Consider the following 21,704-nt stretch of genomic DNA (forward strand, 5'->3'; position numbering starts at 1 on the left):
GCCATCACCACAACCATGGAAGGGTGCCTCAACGATACTGACATCTATACCCTGTGCCAAACCCTTGCCTTGGCGCAACGCACAGGGGAACTGTACCTTGAGGATGAGCGCGGTCAAACGTGGCTGTTGTTTCTTAACCATGGGCACCTTGCCTATATCGCCGATCGCCATAGTCAGAGCTTAGAGCGGCTGCAAGACTTACTCTACGGTCAGGGGATTCCCTTACCTGCAACCGAAGATCTCATTGAAAGCGCCTCAGGTGCCAGTTGGGTGGAGTACGAATGCCTTTGGTGGTTAGTTCCCCACTGTCCCCTTGCGCAAATTCAGATGCTTTGGCGATCGCTCCTGCGTGAAAGTCTCTTCGATATTGTCAGTTTGAATCGCGGCTGGTTTAAGTTCTGTAGTGCGAGTCCCCTCACCCCCCAATGGCATAGCTTACCCTTAACAAGCTTGATCAACGATAGTCTCGGACAACTGCGGGAATGGAAAAAACTCCACCCGTACCTACGCTCCCTAGACCAGCCCTTGGAGATGACGAATGTCAAACCCAGTCTGCCAGAACCACGTCTGCGTCAGCTAGAGCCATTTATCCAAGAGCATTTAAGCGTGCGCCGCCTCAGTCGCCGCCTAGGGCGAGATGTCATTACCGTGGGTAAGCTCCTTTTGCCCTACCTACATCAAGGCTACCTGCAACTCAGTCCCCTCCCTCACAACAGCCAAAGTCGGCCGTTGCTGGCTCTAGCATGGCGGCGATCGCCACGGGTTGTGTGTGTTGACGATGCTGCCACGGTGCGTCAAGTGGTAGAGTCAACCCTACAGGAGGCGGGGTATGAAGCCACGGCGATCGCCCATCCCCTCACCGCCCTAAGCCTCATTTTTCAACTCAACCCCGATCTCATCTTTTGTGACATTGCCATGCCCGAGCTAGATGGCTATGAACTGTGTACCCTACTACGCCACACCCCACGCTTTCGCTACACCCCCATCATCATGCTCACCAGCTTTGTCGGCTTACCAGATCGGTTGCGGGCAAAAATTGCCGGAGCCACCGACTACCTCAGCAAACCCTTTACCACCAATGAACTACTGACCATCACCCAGCGCTATATTGGCGGAGCCTCACCCCTCAGGGATGTGGCAGACGAAACCCTCACAGACGTGCTAGAACAAAAAGCAGTTCTAGAATCCTCCCCGTAAGGGACAGGTTGCCGCTAGCGCCATTCAACAACCCTAGAGGCTCCGAGATACTGTCTTGCTCATTGCAGGATATTGTCTTGAGGGTTTCCGTCCTCTATTGGGCGGGGTAGTTTACAACCGGCCACACCGTCAATGGAGATCGTTTCCTAGAATATAGACAATCCCTTTGCAGCAAACCTCATTAAACATCCATTAAACATCTATGAGTAAAGTCTTAGTTGTTGAAGATAGCCCCCCACAGCGGGAGATGATTAGCGAGCTACTAGCAAAGACAGGCTTCGAAGTCACAATTGCCAGCGATGGTGTCGAAGCAATTGAACAGCTCCAGAACTTCACCCCTGATCTTGTGGTTCTAGATATTGTCATGCCACGGATGAATGGCTATGAAGTCTGTCGCCAAATTAAGGCAGATCCGCGCACTCAAACGGTTCCCGTTGTCATTTGTAGTTCTAAAGGCGAAGAGTTTGATCGCTACTGGGGCATGAAACAAGGCGCTGATGCGTATATCACAAAACCCTTCGACCCCAAAGAACTGATTGGTACCATCAAACAACTATTACGAGGCTAGGCGCCATGTTTAGTAGTTCAGACCTGATGGCAGAGAATATTTCCCTTGAAAGCGGCAACATGGATGCCCTGAAAACTCCAGAAGGGGACTTGCATATTCTCTTCACCATTGCTTCAGGAGATGCCTTAGCGTTGTCAGCTGTTGGCGTGCGGGAGGTGGTGGCCGTCAGCCCTGATCGCATCACACCAGTTCCCAACACATCGCCATTGCTGCTGGGCATTCTCAACCTCCGTGGACAGGTCATCTGGGTTGCCGACACTGGCCAATTCCTAGGAGACGAGACCCCCCTCAATACCGATCGTCCAGAGTTGTCCATCATTGCCATTGAAGAGGACGAACTCATGGTGGGCTTGGCCGTGCATCAGATCAAAGGCATGGAATGGCTCAACAGCGATCAGATCAAGCCCGCCACCAACCTGAGTGATAAAATGGCACCTTTTATTCGTGGGGAGTGGCTCCTAGACGGCGAGCAGCCACAGGTCTTAAAACTGCTTGACCCCCTCGCCATCCTGCGCAGTGCCCGCTGGGGCATTTAGACCCCCTAGTAAGGAGTCAGTTCAGGAAAATTAACACCTCAATATCACCTTTGCCGAGGTTTGGCGCATACTTTGTAAATATCTAGCATAACTTATTCCGCCAGTTCCCCCCTTACCGTCCATTTTGGGAGTACGCCCATGGCATCCAGCAGCACCCATCACACCCAAGAGTATCAAAAAGCCGTTGCCGCTTACGTCCAAGGTCACTACGACGAAGCCGCAAGGATTACCGACGATTTGGTGGGCACCCGACCGGACGACCCCAATTTGCGGCTGCTGCGGGGACATATTTACTGCTGCCAACAACAGTACAAAGAAGCCCATGCCCAGTACCAAGCAGTTCTTAGCCACACCAGTGATCCCGATCTAATTACCCTTGCCAACGAGAGTATTGCCAAAATTCAAGAGTTTATTACCGTTGAGCCTACCAATAGTGGCCATGACCGGAGCGAGGATTCCTCCGCGACAACCTTCCAAGGGGATCACACCATACTCCAAGGCGAGCACACAACTGTTCAGGGCGCAACCGCTGATGCCCCTGCTGCTGAGAACATCCGCCTTGAAGAGATGAGCCTAGAGAGCTTTAATGATTTCGGCGCGGGGGATAGTAGTCCCTTCGATGATCTAGATATTTCTGGCATTGAGAGCGAGTACCCAATGACGGCTGAAATGCCGTCCTTTAATCCCTTTGATGAAGATTCCACCCTCAACAGTACAGACGATCCCTTTGGATTACCACCGCTAACAGAGCCACAACCTAGTGCCACCCTCGATGACTTTGGCCTTGGGGAAAATATTCCGGAAATTCCCATGGGGGAGTCAGTTCAAGCGATGGGAGCCGCAGCCGTTGACGACGATGACGTGACAATGCTGATGGGTAACTCCCCCTTTGGCAGCGATGCGCCTGCGGCAAACGAACCGGCTGCTGAAGCGAGTGATCCGTTATTTGATTTCGCTGCAACTGCGGATACTCCCCTGTTGAGCGACCCGTTCGCCCAGCCATCACCATCTCCTGACATCTCTGCACCCGCCGCAGCAGATGATGCCCTCTTCCCCAGTTTTGCCGAGGAATTGGCTGCTCCCGCACCCCTAGAAGAGGAAACCTCTGCCGCCGCCATTAGCGAGTTGTTGAGCAGTGAGCCTGAGGTTGATCTACTTCCAGAGCCTGCGGCTACCCCTCCCAGCAGTCCTAGTGACGAGGAGGATGACCTCTTTGGTGGCTTTATTGATTCTGGTTTGGCGGATATGGTGGCTGAGCCGCTTCCCACCACAGACTTTGATCCTGCCCTGTTTGACACTAGCGACGATCAAACCATTGCCATGGCGCAGTTGCCAACGGCTGAGTCTGCCGATCCCCTCTTTCCCGTTGGGGCAGAAGAAGGAGCCGCACTGGCTGAGTTAGAGGAGGATGAAACCATTGCTATGGCGAGTATGCCGCCCATCCCCTCCGAAGAAGGGGCGATGGGAGACGAAACCATTGCCATTTCCCAGCAGAGCAGCTTTGATCCCAACACCTTCACTGGCGTAGCGCCCACTGCGGACGACTCCTTAGAGGTCATTCCCGATTTTGACCTTGGGGATTTTGACCTTGACGACTTTGGTGCTGATAACGCTGCCACCCCCGAGTTAGGCTTTGACGATGAAATGACGATCGCCAACCCTAAACTCCAGATGCATTCTGCCGGCAGTAGCCCTGAGCCACAAACCGACTTGGGCACCGAAACCTTTGCTGTTTTACCCGAGGAATTTGACCTCAGCCAAGACAACTTAGCGGATTTGGCTGAGTTTAGCCTTGAGCCGAACCAGCCAGCCGCCCCCACCAGCCAAGGCAGCAGCCACGACAGTGCCCATGACCTTTCAACCTTTGCGCAGCAAACTGCACCTCCGCCCAGCCGTTCTGTGGCTACACCGCGATCCGTGCCAGCCGCAGCGGTCACCTCCCCTTCGCCTGCGACAACCGCTGGGGGATCCTTCACGCAGCAGAACCTCACCTCTGCGGTAGCTACAGGGGTATTATCAGCCTTGGCTGCAGGTGCCGTGGGATTAGGCTTTAGTGCCCCAGTTCCGGTTCCCTTCGTGGGAGGCACCGCCGCTGGCTTAACCGCAGGCTTAGCGGCCTACGCCTTAGGGCAGCGGAGTGTCAGTCGGGTCAAACGCTTCTGTACCGACCTACAGGCCCAGTGTAATGCCGTGATTGCTGGGGACATGACTGCACAGGTTCCCGTCACTGGCCATGACGAGCTAGGGGTTTTAGCTCAGAGCTTCAACCAAATGACCGAGAGCATTCGGCAAATCACGTCAGATGCCCAGAAAAAGGCTGAAGAGAACGAACGTCAGCGGGATGATCTGCAACGGCAAGTGATTCGGCTCCTAGACGATGTGGAGGGTGCTGCCCGTGGCGACTTGACGGTACAAGCGGAGGTGACCGCCGATGTGTTGGGGGCGGTCGCAGACTCCTTTAACCTGACCATCCACAACCTGCGCACCATTGTGCAACAGGTGAAAGTGGCGGCGCAGCAGGTGAGTCGCGGTGCGGCAGAAAGCGAAACGTTTGCCCGTAGCCTCTCAGCAGATGCCCTGCGGCAAGCAGAGGAGTTGGCAGTGACCCTCAACTCTGTGCAGATGATGACCAACGCAATTCAGCGGGTTGCCGAAAGCGCCCAAGAAGCCAATGCCGTGGCTCGTAATGCCTCTGAAACGGCTCTGCGCGGCGGTGAAGCGGTGGAGCGTACCGTGGCGGGGATTTTGCAAATTCGGGAAACGGTGGCGGAAACAACTCGCAAGGTCAAACGCTTAGCCGAGTCTTCCCAAGAAATTGCCAAGATTGTCGGTGTGATTTCCTCCATTGCCAACCGGACAAACCTCTTGGCACTGAACGCTAGTATTGAGGCAGCGCGAGCGGGTGAATCGGGTCGTGGCTTTGCGGTGGTGGCCGATGAGGTGCGACAACTGGCAGATCGTGCCGCTAAGGCCTCGAAGGAGATCGAACAGATCGTGCTGCAAATTCAAAGTGAAACCGGCGCGGTGATGACCGCTATGGAAGAGGGAACGCAACAGGTGATTGAGGGGACGAAGCGGGCAGAGCAAGCCAAACACTCTCTTGAGGACATTATCCAAGTGTCGTCACAGATTGATGCGCTGGTGCGCTCGATTACTAATTCTACGGTTGAGCAAACGGAGTCTGCCCGCTCCATGGCTCAGGTGATGCAGTCGATTGAGTTGACCGCCCAAGCTACCTCCCAGGAAGCGCAGCGCGTGTCAGACTCATTACAGGGACTGGTGATCGTGGCTCGTAACCTGCAAACATCTGTGGAACGGTTCCGCGTTGAAAATACTGAAGACCAAGCCTAAGCAATCCGGGAGGGGCTATGCAAAGCGATCAACAAAAGCGCATTCTCGGCTATTTCATTGAAGAGGCTCAGGAACACCTGACCACCATTGAAGAAAGCTTGATGAATCTGCAACAGGTGGTAAACGATCCCGAAGCGATGAGTGAAATGTTTCGGGCTGCCCACTCTGTCAAGGGTGGTGCAGCAATGCTGGGGCTGCACAGTATTCAGCACACCGCCCACAAGCTAGAAGACTACTTCAAGGTACTGCGGGAGCATCCTATTACCGTAGATAGCACGCTGGAAAACCTGTTTTTGCAGGGAGTGGATGCGCTACGGGAACTTCTGGATGAACTCCAAGGCCCCTTTGGTTTGACTGAGGAAACGGCAACCGCAACCCTGTCAAGAGTTGAACCTGTTTTTAAGCAACTTCACGATCACCTGAATGCCTTAACTCAAGGTGGTGCTACCCCAGCAGAACCGGTGGCTGCTGGCGTTGTAGAGACGCCGCCGCCCCCCCCTGTTGATCCTAGCTATACTTTTGTCTTTCAGACGGATGTGCCTGAACGCCTGCGGGCGATGCTGCAACTCTTTAAGCAGCCAGATTCACCGGCGGTTCGCCAGCAGTTGGTGGAGGCATGTTCCAATTTGGGTCAGTTAGGGGAAACCTTTGCGCTGCCGAAGTGGGTGGATCTGTTGGCGATCGCCCAACAGGTTGTTAGTAATGATAGCCAACCGCTCACTGTCCTTGCCCCAGTGGTGATCAAAGAGATTATGGCGGCGCGGGATCGGGTGCTGAGCGGCCAAGGTTGTGTCATTGCTGCTAGTCAGGCCTTGTTGGATCTTCAGCCCGCTCCTGTGCCTGCGGCAGAGCTAGAGCCGATTCAGGATCTCTCTGCGCCCTTAGAGCAGGCTGCTGTTGAGGAGGTTGCACCAGTGGCCGAGGCGATCGCCGTCGAGGAGGCTAATCTCATCACCGATGTGCCTGATGGGGTCACCGTATTTGGTGACGATAGCCAGACCGATCTCGAAGAACTGAGTGACATCTTTAGCCTAGCTGGGGATTTGGGGGAACAATGGGGCGATGATATCCTAGATGAACAACTGGCGGGTCTAAAGAGTGATGAATTTATTGATGAAGACATTTCCGACTTCTTGACGGTGACTGGTGACTCCGCTGAGGCCAGTACTGAAGACCTGAGCATTGATCAACTCCTGACGGATATTGATAACTTCTTGGACGACAAACCGGCTGATACTATCACCGATGACATTGATGCCCTGCTGCTGGATGAGACTGCATCGGCGATCGCCGACTCCCCTAGCGAGGAACACGAGGAAGTCGATATCGCTTCTTTCTTAGAGGGGTTCAGTGACACCGCAGTGAGTTATCCAGCGGATGCTGCCATTGCCGATGCTCTGGCAGCGGATGAAGGGGTGCGTACCGAGGCGCCTCTCGCCGATCTCGAATTGCCAGAGAGTGAGCCCCTGTCTGCCGATACATTCTCTGATGTCGCTGCCTTTTTAGGAGATGTTCCGGGCCTGACGGATGCCCTCGATAACCTTGTGGTTGAAAATACGGCGGCAGATGTGTTGGCGGAATTTGTCGCCTCTCCCCCCCTTGAGGATCTATGGTTAGAGGCTGAGACACCTGCTGCCCCAGAGATTCCAACAGATACCACTGCACCCGTAAATCCCCCTGAAGCCTTAATTCCAGATACGCCAGATACGTCAGAGCAGCCAGAGGCGGATACCAGTCACTCCCTAGATGCCCTTGAAGACTTAGAAAACTTAATTAACGAGAGCCTTCAGACCACACCGCATGAGGCAAGTGCTGTTGCTGATCCGGAACAGTTACTTGTTGATGAATCTGCTGCTACTGCTGCTGCCCCTGTGTTTGAGGATCTCGAACAGATGCTCGGTGCTCCTAGCGCTCCAGAGGTGGCGCCGAGTTCTGCCAGTCCAGCCACCGATAGTGACTTTGCAGAGTTAGAAGGTATTATCGGTACGCCGACCAAACCTACCGCCCCACGACGACGGGAAGCAGCCAAGGGGGGCAGCCTTGTGGAGCAAACCATGCGAGTTCCCGTGCGCCATCTCGATAGCTTAAGTAACTTGGTTGGGGAGTTGGTGGTCAATCGTAACAGCCTCGAAGATAGCCAAGAGCGACTCCGGCAATTTTTAGATAACTTGCTCTATCAGGTGCAGCAGTTAGGGGATGTCAGCCAACAGATGCAGGACCTCTACGAGCGATCGCTCCTTGAAAGTTCTCTGTTGGGCATTACAACAGCGCGAGTGACGAATGGTCATGGCCAAAAGGATCGCGCCCACGCGACCGGGGTTGAGTTTGATGCCCTAGAAATGGATCGCTTTACTGGCTTCCACACCCTATCTCAAGAAGTCATTGAGCGGATTGTGCGGGTACGGGAGGCCGCAGACGATATCCAGTACGTTGTGGACGAAGTGGAGCAAGTGGCACGGCAGTTTCGCCAAGTGACCACCCAAGTCCAAGAAGGGCTAAGTCACTCGCGAATGGTGCCCTTCCGTGAAATGTCTTCCCGCTTGCCCGCGGCCGTGCGGCGCGTCGCTAGCACCATTGGCAAACAGGTGGAACTGAAGGTGGAAGGCGAAGACACCCTCATTGATAAGGGGATTCTTGAAAAACTTTTTGACCCGATGACCCACCTTATTAACAATGCCATCTATCACGGCATTGAGCTGCCAGAGGTTCGCAAACAATTGGGTAAACCAGAAAAAGGACTGATTCGTGTCCGTGCCTTTTACCAAGGCAGTCAGGCCATTATTTCCGTTAGCGATGATGGCAGCGGCATTGATCCGGCTCGGGTTAAACAGAAAGCTATTGAGAAAGGGTTGCTCAACCCTGCGGATGCCCCCAATTTATCTCGGCAAGAGGTCTATGCCTTTTTATTCCGGTCAGGATTTAGTACCCAAGACCAAGCCGACTCCCTTGCAGGTCGAGGGGTCGGCATGGACGTGGTGCGCAAAAACCTAGAGGATATTCGCGGCACCATTAATACCGATTCAACGGTGGGCAAGGGCACGACCTTTACCATTCGCTTGCCCCTGACCCTAAGTATTACCAAGGCGCTCTGCTGCATTGACAACCACTGCCGCATTGCCTTTCCGATCGATGGGGTCGAGGATATGCTGGATATTCCCCAGGAGCGCATCCACACCCTTGAGGAGGGCAAGCAGGTGTTGCCGTGGCACGATCGCCAACTTCCCCTGCGCAACCTGAGTGATTTACTCACCTACAGCCGAAACATTAGCCGCAGTAACGTCTATGGCGGCAGCAACCAAGATGATGGCATGGTCTCTGTGGTGGTGCTCCGCAGCGGTGATGATCTGGTGGCGATCAAAGTCGATCAGGTGATTGGGGAACAGGAAATTGTGATCAAGCAGTTGTCGGGGCCTGTGCCCAAACCCGTTGGCATTGCTGGGGTGACCGTACAGGGGGATGGCCGCGCGATGGCGATCGCCGACATTCTGGAAATTATTGACCTATCCTTAGAGCGCATGGATCGTGAATGGCGCAGTTCCTTTGGTCACGATCGCACCATTGGCGTCCTAGAGCCAACCGAAGTGGCCGCTGAACCCTTGGTGTTGATTATTGACGACTCCATTACGGTACGGGAACTGCTATCCATGACCTTTACCCGTGCGGGCTATCGGGTGGAGCAAGCTCGTGATGGCCAAGATGCGTGGGAAAAACTGCGCTCCGGTCTGCCCTGCGATCTGGTCTTCTGTGACATTGAGATGCCGCGGATGGACGGCCTAGAGCTATTGTCGCGGATTCAAAAAGATCCCAAGCTTAGTCAACTGCCCATTGCCATGCTCACCTCCCGGGGGGCGGATCGTCACCGCAAGATGGCAGCGCAACTGGGAGCCAAGGGCTATTTCACCAAGCCCTACCTTGAAGAGCAGTTGCTGGATGCCGCAGCGCGGTTACTGCAAGGTGAAGTTCTTGTGCAGGAGCCAACCCCAACCCCATGAGCGAGCGATCGCCAGCCCTAGCCGACTTCCTTGCCCAACTGCCGTTTTCCTTGGATGCCTTTCAGGAAGCGGCCATCGCTGCCCTAGAGGCGGGGCGATCGGTGGTGGTGTGTGCCCCCACAGGTTCGGGTAAAACCCTCATTGGGGAGTACGCGATTCACCGTGCCCTGAGCCGACAGCAGCGGGTGTTTTACACCACCCCCCTCAAAGCCCTCTCTAACCAAAAGTTACGGGACTTTCAGCAGCAGTTTGGCAGCGAGCAGGTGGGGTTGCTCACGGGCGATGTCTCCATTAATCGCGATGCGCCTATTTTGGTGATGACCACGGAAATTTTCCGCAACATGCTCTACGGCACCTCCATTGGTGAAGTAGGTACGTCCCTTGCGGGGGTAGAAGTGGTCGTGCTGGATGAGTGTCACTACATGAACGATCGCCAGCGGGGCACCGTTTGGGAGGAATCCATCATTTACTGCCCGCCAGAAATTCAACTCGTCGCCCTCTCCGCCACCATTGCCAACGGTGCCCAACTCACTGACTGGATTAAAACAGTGCATGGCGAGGCGGAGCTGATCTACTCTGACTGGCGACCGATTCCGCTGCACTTTTACTTTTGCAATGGCAAGGGGTTGGTACCGCTTCTCGATGGTCAGCGCAAGCGCCTGAACCCCAAGCTGCACGGTCACAGCGAGACGCGGCGGCGCGGGGGCAAGCGAGAGTTCCTGAGTATCCGCTATGTCGTCAGCCAACTGCAACAGCGCGACATGCTGCCAGCCATTTACTTTATTTTCAGTCGCCGGGGCTGCGATCAAGCCGTGCAAGACGTCCAAGGGATGAATTTGCTCACCGAGTCAGAAAAGGCAACCTTGGCAGCACGAGTCGATCAGTTTTTGGTGCAGCACCAAGAAATTGTAACCCCTGAAATCATTGCACCGCTGTACCAAGGTATTGCCGCACACCATGCAGGCGTACTGCCCGTAGTGAAAACCTTTGTGGAAACTCTCTTTCAGGAGGGACTGATTAAATTGGTCTTTGCCACAGAAACCCTAGCGGCGGGGATCAACATGCCAGCACGCACCACCATCATTTCCACCCTATCGAAGCGGACCGACAGTGGCCATCGCCTCCTAACGGCCTCGGAATTTTTGCAGATGGCTGGACGAGCCGGACGGCGTGGGATGGATACCATTGGCCACGTGGTGACCTTGCAAACCCCCTTTGAAGGAGCCAACGAAGCCGCATTTTTGGCCACTGCCGCCCCGGATCCGCTGATTAGCCAGTTTACCCCTAGCTATGGGATGGTCTTGAACCTACTCCAGCGCCATACCCTTGCAGAAGCCAAAGAACTGGTGGAGCGCAGTTTTGGCCAGTACCTAGCGACGTTGCACCTCACGCCGCAGCGGCAGGCGATCGCCACCCTAGAGGCCGAACTAAAGACCATTCAGCAGCGACTTGTAACCATCGATCGCGGCCAACTGGCCACCTATCAAAAACTACGGGAGCGGCTCCACCAAGACCAGCGCCTCCTAAAAATTTTTCAGCAGCAGGCAGAGCAGGAACGCAGCTACGAACTGCTGCCCCTGCTGATGGCCGTTCCCTTAGGCACTTGGGTGCACCTCAAACCCACCGTAGCGGAGCAGCCCCCCCTACCCGCCGTGCTATGCCATCAAGTGGCGGGGTCTGGTCAGTTGCCGCACTGGGTATGCCTTGCCGCCGATGGTCGCTTTTATGTGGTTGCCGTTGAGCATATTTTAGGGATCTACCCCGATCGCCCCCCCTTGTCCGCCCTGCCGCCATTGCCAGAAACCTTAACGCTGCGCCTCGGCCATAGCTGCCCAGCCCCTAACACCGAACAGTGGCTAACGACTGTTCCCGAGTTGCCCCCCGTGCTGCCTGCACCCCAGGTGGCTGCCCAAGCGGCCAAAATCGCAGATTTACAGGCCAAACTGCATCAACTGCAAGCCAGTTTTCCCCAGAATGTAAACAGCCTGTTACGTCTGGTGCGTCGCGAAGAACGCCTCCTGACAGAACTGAGCGATCGCCAGCAAAAACTCAATTTGCAAGCCCAACGCCATTGGGATCAGTTCCTCGCCCTAGTGGGCGCCTTGCAAGACTTTGGCGGTCTCAACGAATTAACCCCCACCCCCCTCGGCGAAATGGCTGCTGCCCTACGGGGGGAAAACGAACTCTGGCTAGCCCTTGCCTTAGCCTCCGGTGAACTGGAGGATTTGCCCCCCCATCTTCTTGCGGCAGCCGTAGCCGCCCTAGTCACAGAAACACCACGTTCTGATAGTTGGTGTAATTATCCCATCGCTAGCGAGGTGGAGGAGCGCTTAGCCGCCCTTAGCCCCATACGACGGCGGCTGTTTCAAATTCAGCGGCGGCGACACATTATCTTCCCCCTCTGGTACGAGTGGGACTTAATTGGCTTGGTGGAACACTGGGCACTGGGAACGCCTTGGAACGAACTCTGTGCCCAAACCAACCTTGACGCAGGCGATATTGTCCGCCTACTGCGGCGAACCTTAGATTTTCTCTCCCAGATTCCCCACGCCCCTCACACTAGCCCACAGCTTCGCCAAAGCGCCCAACAGGCTCGTTACCTGCTGGATCGCTTCCCCGTGAATGATCTGCTAGAAGGCGTTGAATTAGAGGCTGCCACCCTGACCTGAATCCCGCCTCATTCCTAAAGGGCAGGCCTAGAAATCCTGAAGAGACGCTGGCTTGCTTGGCTGACGAGGGGCGAGATCGGTGAACTGAACCCCGCCCTAGAAGGGCGAGGCTTCTACCCCGGTTAGGGGCTTAATTCCGGGTTCCCCGGTAAAAGACGAACCGCCTCTTGCAGGATATTCCATGCAGCGGTCACATCGCGAACATGCTGCCTTCCGCACGATGGGCACGTCCACTCTCGGTCACTGAGCGTCAAATTGTCGTTCAGTGACCCGCAATCCCAGCAAAGCTTGGTGGACGGGAACCAGCGCTCAATGAATTGAACGGCAGCTCCGTACCACTTGCCCTTATAGGTGGTGTAAACGTGCAGCGCTCGGATAGCAGCATCCGAAACAGACTTGGCCAGGCAGTGATTCCTCAATATGCCTTGAATATTCAGCGTTTCCAGCCCCACCAGTTGGTTTTCCTGGGTGAGTTGGTAACTGATTTTGTGGGCTAGGTCAGCCCGCTTAAAGGCCACCCGCTCATAGGCGATGGCCAGCGTTTTCTTTACCTTCCGCCAGTTGTTACTCCCCTTTTGCTTAGCCGCCAAAACCTGTTGTAACCGCAAAATCCGTGCCTCCGCCTTGCGAAAGTAGCGGGGTGCCGTGACCTAGTACTTGACGAACCCTTTCTGGTTGACGCCAACTACTAAGTCCTTCAGGCCGCTATCAACCCCCACCCTGTCTAGGGCGGGGTCAATCACCGGGTCGGGGACGTTCACCACACAGGAGAACGAGACCCAGTACTTCCCAGACGGACTGCGCGAAATCACGATATAGTTGACCTTATAGGGATAGCACTGTTTGTCGTGCTGCCCCACGGGCCTATGCCACACCACCTTGATGCCGCTGGCCAGTTTCGGAATGTGGAGCTTTCCCGCTTCGTCTACAAACCAGTTCTGGGGCACCTCAAAGCTGTTTTTAAGGTGCTTCTTTTTGAACACCGGAAACCCGCCAAGCCCTTTGCCCCATCGAGCAATAGCCGAGGCCAGATTATCTACGGCGCTTTGGAGTGACTGTGAATTCGGGTATTTCAGCCACGCAAATTGCCGCTTCAAGTCGGGCAGCATCACCTTGTACTGATTCTTATTGAACTGGCGCGTTTCCTTGAACAGCGCCAACATCCGGTTGTAGACAAACCGCACACAGCCAAAGTGGTGAGCAAAGCATTGCTCCTGTTCCTGATTCGGGTAGATGCGAAATTTGTAGGCTTTGTTAATCAGCATGACTGTAGTGCATCCGTCCTAAAAACTATACTATAGGTGTGCAGTTACCGGCAATATGCAGGGCAAGGGTTTAACCGCTATGAGGCAAGATGGTATACAGGTCAAGTCAACGCGCCACGCCAAGTATCAATCAGGGCACCACTTTGTCTGGATACCCTTTAAGCGGCGCAAAATCTTTCGAGATGAGGCGATCATTGAGGCCACGAAGCGGTATATCCGAGAGGCGGCGGCGAACAATGACATTGAGATTAAGGCCATCGAGATTGACCGCACCCTGATAGACCACGTTCACGTTTTTGCATCATTCCCGCCTAGAATGTCAGCGTCTCAAGTCGTGAACATCCTGAAAGGCTACAGTTCACGGCATCTTAGGATGGAGTTTCCCTGGCTGAAGCAGCTCTACCAAAAAGATCCGCTTTGGGCCAGGTCGTTTTATTGGGGAACCTGTGGCAATGTGTCGGCTCAAACCGTTAAGCGCTATATCGAGGAGTGCCAGGGTTGATCAACTCTGCCGCTTTGCAGCGGCGCGGGAACCATTCTGTATCCCCGACCTGAAGGAAGGGGGTTTATCTGGTTCCCGTGCCCTCCATTTTCTATAAATCACTATCCAGCGAGACTCGCCCTTTGCTCCATGGGCAGGTTTCCCAGTTGAGCCTACGGCGTAGTCTGGTTTTCGGTTATTTTATGCGGCAGGGGTATCATAGAGCTATTGTATTTGCAAAAAAAGTTCTCCGAGCATTTAACCAAGTTGTATCGCCAGGCCGTGCTTTGGCGTTGTTGGTAGAGTACAGTCTCGTTCTTAAACAGCATGGTATCTGCATCCCGCGCCACTGACTGGCAATTGTTACAGCAATTGATCCCCTACCTACGGCCTTACCGTTGGGCGCTCTTAGGCAGTGGTTTACTGCTAGTGCCCTTGGCCGCTGCCGCCGCCCTACAGCCCATTATCATTGGGCAGGCGATCGCCTTCCTTAAGGGGGAGGAGAGCACCTACGCTTTTCTCAAGCCCCTGTCGCTGACCCAAGGCATTGATGTTCTGAGTATGGCGCTGCTGATCACCGTGTTATTGCGGTTTACGATGCAGGCGGCCCAAGGGTATTGGATTCAGAAAATTGGTCAGCAGATTACCGCAGATATTCGCCACGACTTGTTTAACCATGTATTGCGGTTGTCCTCTCGCTTCTTTGATCGCACACCAGTGGGTAAGCTGATTACCCGCTTGACCAGTGATGTAGATGCCCTCGGCGATGTGTTTGCCACGGGTGCGGTGGGGGTGATCAGCGATGTCTTCTCCATGGTGGTGGTGATCCTCACCATGTTTTTTATTGATCGCACCCTAGCTACCCTGTTGCTAGCACTGGTGTTGCCCATTACGGCGCTCATTATTTATTTTCAGAATCGCTATCGGGTGGCCAATTACAAATCCCGCGAGGAGTTATCGCTCCTGAATGCCAACCTACAGGAAAATATTATTGGCATTAGCGTAGTGCAGTTGTTTCGGCGCGAGGCCTTTAATAGTGACTTATTCCGGCGGCGTAATCAACGCTACGTTGCTGAAGTGGATCGCACGATTTTTTACGATTCAGCGGTTTCGGCCACCCTAGAGTGGATTGCCTTTGTGGCGATCGCTGGGGTGCTGTGGTTAGGGGGTGCCTTAGTAGAGCAGCGCACGATTGACTTTGGTACCCTAGCCACATTTATTCTCTTTTCGCAGCGCGTGTTTGATCCACTCCGGCAACTGGCTGAGAAATTTACTACCCTGCAGGCGGGGCTAACGGCCATTGAGCGCATCACCGATCTGCTGACAGAGCCAATTGATATCCAAGACCCCGATCCCGCCGTTGTACAGATCGCGCCACACAGCCCTGAGCGAGGAGCCGTCGAGTTTCGTGATGTTTGGCTGGCCTACAAAGACGATGACTATATCCTCCAACAGGTATCCTTTCAGATTGCGGCCGGTGAGAAGGTAGCTATCGTTGGCCCCACAGGGGCTGGTAAAAGCTCCATTATTCGCTTACTCTGCCGTCTTTACGAACCCAGTCGCGGCGATGTTTTTGTGGATGGTCGTAATGTTCGCGAGTTCACCCAAGCGGAACTGCGGCACCACATTGGCGTAATTTTGCAGGATAGCTTTTTGTTTTCCGGGGATGTGAAAAGCAACATTGCCCTTGGTGATGCCTACACCCTCGAGGAGATTCAGCGGGTCGCAAGGGAGATGAACATTGCTGAGTTTATTGAGCAATTGCCCGCAGGTTACGACACCCTTCTACGGCAACGCGGTACAAATCTATCGGCAGGGCAACGGCAACTTCTCGCCTTTGCGCGGGTTGCCATCCGCAATCCACAAATTCTGGTACTGGACGAAGCCACAGCCAATCTTGATGTGGGTACTGAGGTCATGATTCAGGCAGCCTTGAACCGCCTTTTGGTGAATCGCACAGCCATTATCATTGCCCACCGCCTCGCCACTATTCGCTATGTGGATCGCATTTTGGTGCTCAAGCGCGGCAAACTGGTGGAGCAGGGCACCCACACTGAACTCTTGGAACGCAATGGGGTCTATGCCAATCTTTACCGCCTACAGGCCTTATCGGACATGACCGAGGCATCGGCCTAGGGGCAAAGGGTGGCAGCCTTGTAGCCCAAGCTCCTTCAGATACTCGCAAAACCAGCACACCAAAAAGTAAAGACTTGCAAACAAGCGTGAAGGGGGTTCAAGAATCTTGATACAACAATCTATGGAGTTGCCGCTAAAAACCACGAGAACACGCTGTTATGAATATTGCTGTCATTGGATTAAGCCATAAAACCGCCCCCGTAGAGGTTCGCGAAAAACTCAGCGTGCCAGAGGATGTGCGGGAGCGAGCACTACAGCACCTCTGTGGCTATGCCCATATCCAAGAAGCAACGATTCTGAGTACCTGCAATCGTCTGGAAATCTACATTGTGGCCAGCGACACGGAAGCTGGGGTACGGGAGGTACACCAATTCCTCAGTGAATGGAGCCATATTCCCTTGCGGCAGTTGCGGCCATTCCTGTTTATTTTGCTGCACCAAGATGCTGTGATGCACCTGATGCGAGTCGCTTCGGGGTTAGATAGCCTCGTGATTGGCGAAGGCCAAATTCTCTCCCAAGTCAAGCGGTGCCACCAGTTGGGGCAGCAGTATAAAGCCATTGGGTCAATTCTGAATCGTCTGTTCACTACGGCGATCGCTGCGGGGAAGCGGGTGCGTACTGAAACCAGTATTGGTACCGGGGCAGTCTCCATTAGTTCCGCAGCAGTGGAGCTAGCGGATTTGCGAATCCCCAACCTGCAACACTGCCGCATTGCAATTGTGGGTGCGGGTAAAATGTCGCGTTTGGTGGTACAACACCTGATTGCCCGCGGAGTCAAGGAGCTACGTATTATTAACCGCTCTGTGGAGCGCGCCCAAGACCTCGCACAGCAGTTTCCGGATGTGCGATTTGAACTTTTTACCATGACTGATTTGCTGCCGATTGTGGCCGCGATGGATTTAATTTTTACCGGCACCGCCGCAACGCAGCCCCTCTTGGATCGGGATAACCTAGGCGCAGTGCTCACGGGCGATCGCCCCCTATCTATCATTGATATTTCCGTGCCCCGAAATGTTCACGCCAACGTTACGGAACTAGCAGCCGTGCAGCTCTACAATGTGGACGATCTAGAAGCGGTGGTGGCTCAAAACCAAGAAGCCCGCCGCCAACTGGCGCAAGAAGCTGAAGCCATTCTCGAAAAGGAATTAGACACCTTCCTCGCATGGTGGCACGCTCTGGAAACCATCCCAACCATTCGTTGCCTGCGGGAAAAAATGGAGCTAATTCGCACCCAAGAACTCGACAAAGCCCTCTCGCGCCTCGGCAGTGAGTTTGCCGATAAGCACCAAGGGGTGATTGAGGCGATGACCCGAACCATTATTAACAAAATCCTCCACGACCCCACGGTACAATTGCAATCCCAGCAAGATTTAGAAAGTCGCCAGCGAGCCATGCAGACCCTCCAGGCGCTGTTTAATTTGGAGCCTGTGGAAGCCTAACTGCCCGTGTGGCCTATGCAGCGAATTTTTAAGATTTGTTGAGAGTTAACTCATTTACTCAAGCAAAATCTGGGAAAATTGCATTGAGACTCTTAGGATGAGCTAAGAATGAATTGGCAAGTGGTTTGGAAACGCTTTGTTGGCTGTGTGGGGCTGGGTGTGATTGCGATCGCCCTCATGGCGATGCCGGTGTGGGCCACCAGTGCCGCAGAGATTCCTTTCCCCGCTGGCGACAGCGGAGTGATTGACGAAGGGAATGTGCTCAGCCCCATTACCCAAAGCAGCCTCGGTCGGCTTCTGCAAGAGGTTGCCAAGAAGACTGGCTTTAATGTTCACTTTGTCACGGTGCATCGACTGGACTATGGGGAAACACCGCAAACCTTTGTGGATACGTTGTTTACCGAATGGTTTCCCGATGCGGCTGCCCAAGCCAACCAAGTGATTGTTGCCCTTGATACGGTGACCAATGGTACGGCTATTCGTTACGGCGATGCCGTTGCCCAAACCCTCAGCCCAGAAACTGCCGACAGCATCGTCCAAGAAACCATGCGGGTACCGCTGCGCGATGGCAACTACAATCAATCAGTCTTAGATGCGGGCGATCGCCTCAGTAAGGTGCTCCAAGGAGAACCCGACCCAGGCCCCCCCGTCATTCGTGAAGTGATTACGGAAAAGACCTATAAAAGTAAAAGCGAAACCGATGACCGCTCTGCCACAATTATTGTCGTGATGCTCTTAATTGCCGCTACAGTGATTCCAATGGTGACATACTTTATCTATCAAGGATCATCGTAGCCAACCGCCGTTATTATTTATGAAAATCTATACCTACCACACGCCGGAGCGTGTTCCCGCCGATTGGCAGCCCGACTGCGCGATCGCAGTTGATGTATTACGTGCCACTACCACCATTGCGGCTGCCCTTGCTGCCGGAGCCGAGGCGGTACAGGTCTTTAGTGATCTTGAAGAGCTAGAGCGCACCAGCCAGCAGTGGCCGGCGGCAAAACGGGTGCGGGTCGGAGAGCGCGGTGGCAAGAAAGTTGCTGGCTTTGATATGGGCAACTCGCCGAGCGAGTGCGTGCCCGAGCGGGTGCAGGGGCGGCGGCTGTTTATGAGTACAACGAATGGTACCCGTTCTCTAGAGCGAATTCAAGCCAGTCCTCTGGTGCTGGCGGCGGCCTTAGTGAACCGTGCTGCGGTGGCTGAATTTGTCCATAAACATCAGCCCGAAACGATTTGGGTCGTGGGGTCGGGTTGGCAGGGGAGCTATTCGCTAGAGGATACGGTCTGCGCTGGTGCACTGGTCCACTGCCTGTGGGGGCAACAGGATGTCTCCCTTGAAACCTTGGCCGGAAATGATGAGACGATAGCAGCCACAGCACTCTACCGCTACTATCAAGAGGATCTACTGACTCTGTTTCACCACTCTAGCCATGGCCAGCGCCTCCTCAATCTTGGCAATGAGGCGGATCTTAAGTACTGTGCTCAGACCGATATTCTTGAGATTGTGCCGTGGCAGATTGCTGCCAAAGTATTGACTAAGGCCTAGGGCACCACATTCCCACCCACAGCAGAAACCCTAGCCAGACATTTTCATTAAAGTAGCGACCATAGGTCTGGATCGGTAATGTTGTGGTTTGGATGTCGCGGCGCTCGTGGCTGTAAATTTGTAGAGACTGCCGCAGCCAAAAGTAACTGGTAACCCCTAAGGCCAGCCAGAATCGCCAGCTCAAATTAGCGCTGTACCCTACGCCTACAAGCAGTAGGATGGTGCAGCCATAGAGGAGCGCGATCGCCAACGGGGCATAGGCACCAAAAAACAGGGCGCTGGAATGCACCCCCAAGCGACGATCGTCGGGGCGATCGGGCATGGCATAGACCGTATCAAAGGCCAGCGTCCACACCACCACTGCCCCCCATAGCCACGCCGTTGTCAGCGTTAAGCGACCTTGAACCGCTGCCCATGGAATTAAAACCGCAAACCCCCATGCTAAGGCAAGCACAAGTTGGGGAATAGGAAACACTCGTTTTGCTAAAGGGTAAAGGATAATGACTGGCACCGCAGCGATCGCCAGCCCATAGCCCAAAGGTGTGAGATAAAAGGTTAAGCCCCAGGCACACCCAAACGCAATCACCATGAGGCCAAGCGCTAGACTCAGCGAGAGTCGCCGACTGGCTAAAGGACGGTGCTGGGTGCGTTGGACGTGGGGATCAATATTGCGATCCCAAATGTCATTAATGATACAGCCTGCGGCACTGGTGGTGATTGTGCCGACAATAATAATGCCAAGGAGCGTGACAGAGGGCAGCCCGTTACTGGCCAGCACCAGCGACCACAGGGCTGGAATTAATAAAATAAGGCGGCCTGCGGGTTTGTGCCAGCGAAGCAACTGGGCGATCGCCCGCCACGTGGAACCAGATGTTGTTGGCAGTTGGGAGTTCACCACAGCGGTTTCAGTCATCTTCAATTGCCCTTAGCTACCTATGGTACAGCCCATTGCGATCCTCTCGCAGTCGGCACTGAGGTAGCAGATCCGCAGTTGCTGAAGGCTTGGTCTGAGAGTACGCTAGCTCTTAGCTGAGGGGGGTCGGGGGTAGAGAAGCCGCCACTGTGATGTCATAGATGTCATGCTGCCAAATAGTGGGCTACGGTTTTAACAAGGGTTTCAGTCCAGTAGTCGGCAACAGGCTGCTGTTCGGCCTCAACCATTACCCGAATCACAGGCTCAGTACCGGACGCGCGCACCAAGACGCGACCGCGATCGCCCATATCCTGCTGTGCTTTAGCAATCATCTGTTGCAGTGGCTCACACTCGTGCCACTGGAGGCGGCGGTGCCGATCCTCCACCCGAACATTACGCAAAATCTGTGGATACGCCGTAAAACTGTTATTCCGCAGTTGGGCTAAGGGGCAGCCTGCATCCTGTACTAATGTAGCGAGGTGAATGGCGGTTAGGAGGCCGTCCCCCCCCACGCCATAGTGCCGACACAAAATATGTCCCGATTGTTCACCCCCCAGCATTGCGCCATGGCGCACCATTTCGGCATGGACGTACTGATCCCCAACAGCGGCCCGCACCAGTTGGCCACCTCGTGCCTGCCACGCCCGCTCAAACCCAAGGTTAGACATCACCGTCGCCACAATTAAATCCTTGGGCAACTGCGCCTGTGCCTGTAGGGTCTGTCCCCAAAAGTAAAGGATATGATCACCATCAACGGTGCGACCTTCATTGTCCACCGCAAGGACGCGATCGGCATCCCCATCAAAGGCAAAGCCCATCGCAGCCTTCGTTTCACTCACTGCTTGGCGCAATGGCTCTAGATGAGTTGAGCCACACGCCACATTGATGCGATCGCCATCGGGTTGATCGTGTAGCGGAATCACTTCAGCCCCTAGGGCATGGAACACCGTCGGCGCGATCGATACAGCAGCCCCCCATGCCAAGTCCAGCACCACCCGTAACCCCCGCAAGGGTTGACGCTCCTCTAGGGGAGCTTGGAGGGCATGGCGATATCGCTGCAACAGCTCGGGGCGATGGCGCAGGCGACCCCACTGGTGCGTTGGTGACAGTACCGATCCTTCATTGAGGCGAGCTTCAATCTGCTGTTGCAGGGCTGGCGCTAATTTGCTACCATCGCCGCCAAAAATTTTAATGCCATTATCGGCGGGGGGGTTATGGCTCGCCGAGATCATTGCTCCGCCGATGGCCTCGGTATGGGCCGTCAGATAAGCAATGCAGGGGGTTGGGCACAACCCCACATTCCAAACATCAACGCCGGCTGCGGTCAAGCCTGCTGCTAGGGCAGTGGCGAGCATATCACTAGAATTGCGGGAATCTTGACCAATAACAAAGGCAGGATGGGGGAAATCTGTTCCCTCGCGCAGCACTTGACCGACCCAATAGCCTAAATGCAATGCCAGATTGGGGGTGAGTAATTGGCCTACACGCCCACGAATACCGTCGGTGCCAAAACGAATCGGTTGCTGCACACTCATCATGGAGTCCTCACGCCACACAGATAGTCACATTTTCTATCACACTGCTATGGCTATTCACGATAGCAGCCTT

Annotated in this window: 13 protein-coding genes and 1 pseudogene; 11 read left to right on the top strand and 3 right to left on the bottom strand. The window is 54.5% G+C overall.

Features of this window, described 5'->3' with window-relative positions; translation table 11 throughout:
• Positions 1–15: 15 nt before the first annotated feature.
• From L5220_RS03990 to L5220_RS04015, 6 genes are all read left to right on the top strand, one after another.
• Complete coding sequence (locus L5220_RS03990) at positions 16–1,197, top strand: response regulator (RefSeq protein WP_499571768.1); 1,182 nt, start codon at positions 16–18, stop codon at positions 1,195–1,197.
• Positions 1,198–1,399: 202 nt separating this feature from the next.
• A complete protein-coding gene (locus tag L5220_RS03995) occupies positions 1,400–1,765 on the top strand; it encodes a response regulator transcription factor (protein WP_099799508.1) in 366 nt (121 codons plus the stop codon).
• Positions 1,766–1,770: 5 nt separating this feature from the next.
• The gene (locus tag L5220_RS04000) at positions 1,771–2,301 is read left to right on the top strand and encodes a chemotaxis protein CheW (protein WP_448527006.1); all 531 of its coding nucleotides are present in this window, start codon (positions 1,771–1,773) and stop codon (positions 2,299–2,301) included.
• Positions 2,302–2,439: 138 nt separating this feature from the next.
• The gene (locus tag L5220_RS04005) at positions 2,440–5,652 is read left to right on the top strand and encodes a methyl-accepting chemotaxis protein (RefSeq protein WP_499571771.1); all 3,213 of its coding nucleotides are present in this window, start codon (positions 2,440–2,442) and stop codon (positions 5,650–5,652) included.
• Positions 5,653–5,669: 17 nt separating this feature from the next.
• On the top strand, positions 5,670–9,644 hold the full coding sequence (locus L5220_RS04010) for a hybrid sensor histidine kinase/response regulator (RefSeq protein ID WP_499571773.1): 3,975 nt from the start codon (positions 5,670–5,672) through the stop codon (positions 9,642–9,644).
• On the top strand, positions 9,641–12,313 hold the full coding sequence (locus L5220_RS04015) for a DEAD/DEAH box helicase (protein ID WP_499571775.1): 2,673 nt from the start codon (positions 9,641–9,643) through the stop codon (positions 12,311–12,313). The genes L5220_RS04010 and L5220_RS04015 overlap by 4 nt, the downstream gene beginning before the upstream one ends.
• Before the next feature lie 122 nt (positions 12,314–12,435).
• Here L5220_RS04015 and L5220_RS04020 read toward each other — a convergent pair.
• Positions 12,436–13,578: pseudogene (locus L5220_RS04020) on the bottom strand (RNA-guided endonuclease InsQ/TnpB family protein).
• Positions 13,579–13,657: 79 nt separating this feature from the next.
• Here L5220_RS04020 and tnpA point away from each other — a divergent pair.
• From tnpA to L5220_RS04045, 5 genes are all read left to right on the top strand, one after another.
• Positions 13,658–14,080: an IS200/IS605 family transposase gene (gene tnpA / locus L5220_RS04025; RefSeq protein ID WP_499571777.1), complete on the top strand. Its 423-nt coding sequence runs from the start codon at positions 13,658–13,660 to the stop codon at positions 14,078–14,080.
• Between the two features lie 306 nt (positions 14,081–14,386).
• The gene (locus L5220_RS04030; RefSeq protein ID WP_499571779.1) at positions 14,387–16,195 is read left to right on the top strand and encodes an ABC transporter ATP-binding protein; all 1,809 of its coding nucleotides are present in this window, start codon (positions 14,387–14,389) and stop codon (positions 16,193–16,195) included.
• Between the two features lie 158 nt (positions 16,196–16,353).
• Positions 16,354–17,634, top strand: coding sequence for a glutamyl-tRNA reductase (locus tag L5220_RS04035; protein ID WP_099799727.1), 1,281 nt, complete (start codon positions 16,354–16,356; stop codon positions 17,632–17,634).
• A 108-nt stretch (positions 17,635–17,742) separates the two neighbouring features.
• Positions 17,743–18,429, top strand: a complete 687-nt coding sequence (psb32, locus tag L5220_RS04040; RefSeq protein WP_448513746.1) for a photosystem II repair protein Psb32 — start codon at positions 17,743–17,745, stop codon at positions 18,427–18,429.
• Positions 18,430–18,448: 19 nt separating this feature from the next.
• A complete protein-coding gene (locus L5220_RS04045; RefSeq protein WP_099799726.1) occupies positions 18,449–19,183 on the top strand; it encodes a 2-phosphosulfolactate phosphatase family protein in 735 nt (244 codons plus the stop codon).
• On the opposite strand, the gene L5220_RS04050 is transcribed toward L5220_RS04045, so the two are convergent.
• Positions 19,173–20,096 (bottom strand): 4-hydroxybenzoate solanesyltransferase, encoded by a 924-nt coding sequence (locus L5220_RS04050; RefSeq protein ID WP_448513745.1) that lies wholly within the window; start codon positions 20,094–20,096, stop codon positions 19,173–19,175. The genes L5220_RS04045 and L5220_RS04050 overlap by 11 nt on opposite strands.
• A 164-nt stretch (positions 20,097–20,260) precedes the next feature.
• The gene (gene glmM, locus L5220_RS04055; protein WP_499571782.1) at positions 20,261–21,634 is read right to left on the bottom strand and encodes a phosphoglucosamine mutase; all 1,374 of its coding nucleotides are present in this window, start codon (positions 21,632–21,634) and stop codon (positions 20,261–20,263) included.
• Positions 21,635–21,704: the final 70 nt, after the last annotated feature.

The sequence above is a fragment of the Synechococcus sp. PCC 6716 genome, assembly GCF_022570815.1.
GTDB lineage: Bacteria > Cyanobacteriota > Cyanobacteriia > Thermosynechococcales > Thermosynechococcaceae > Thermosynechococcus > Thermosynechococcus lividus.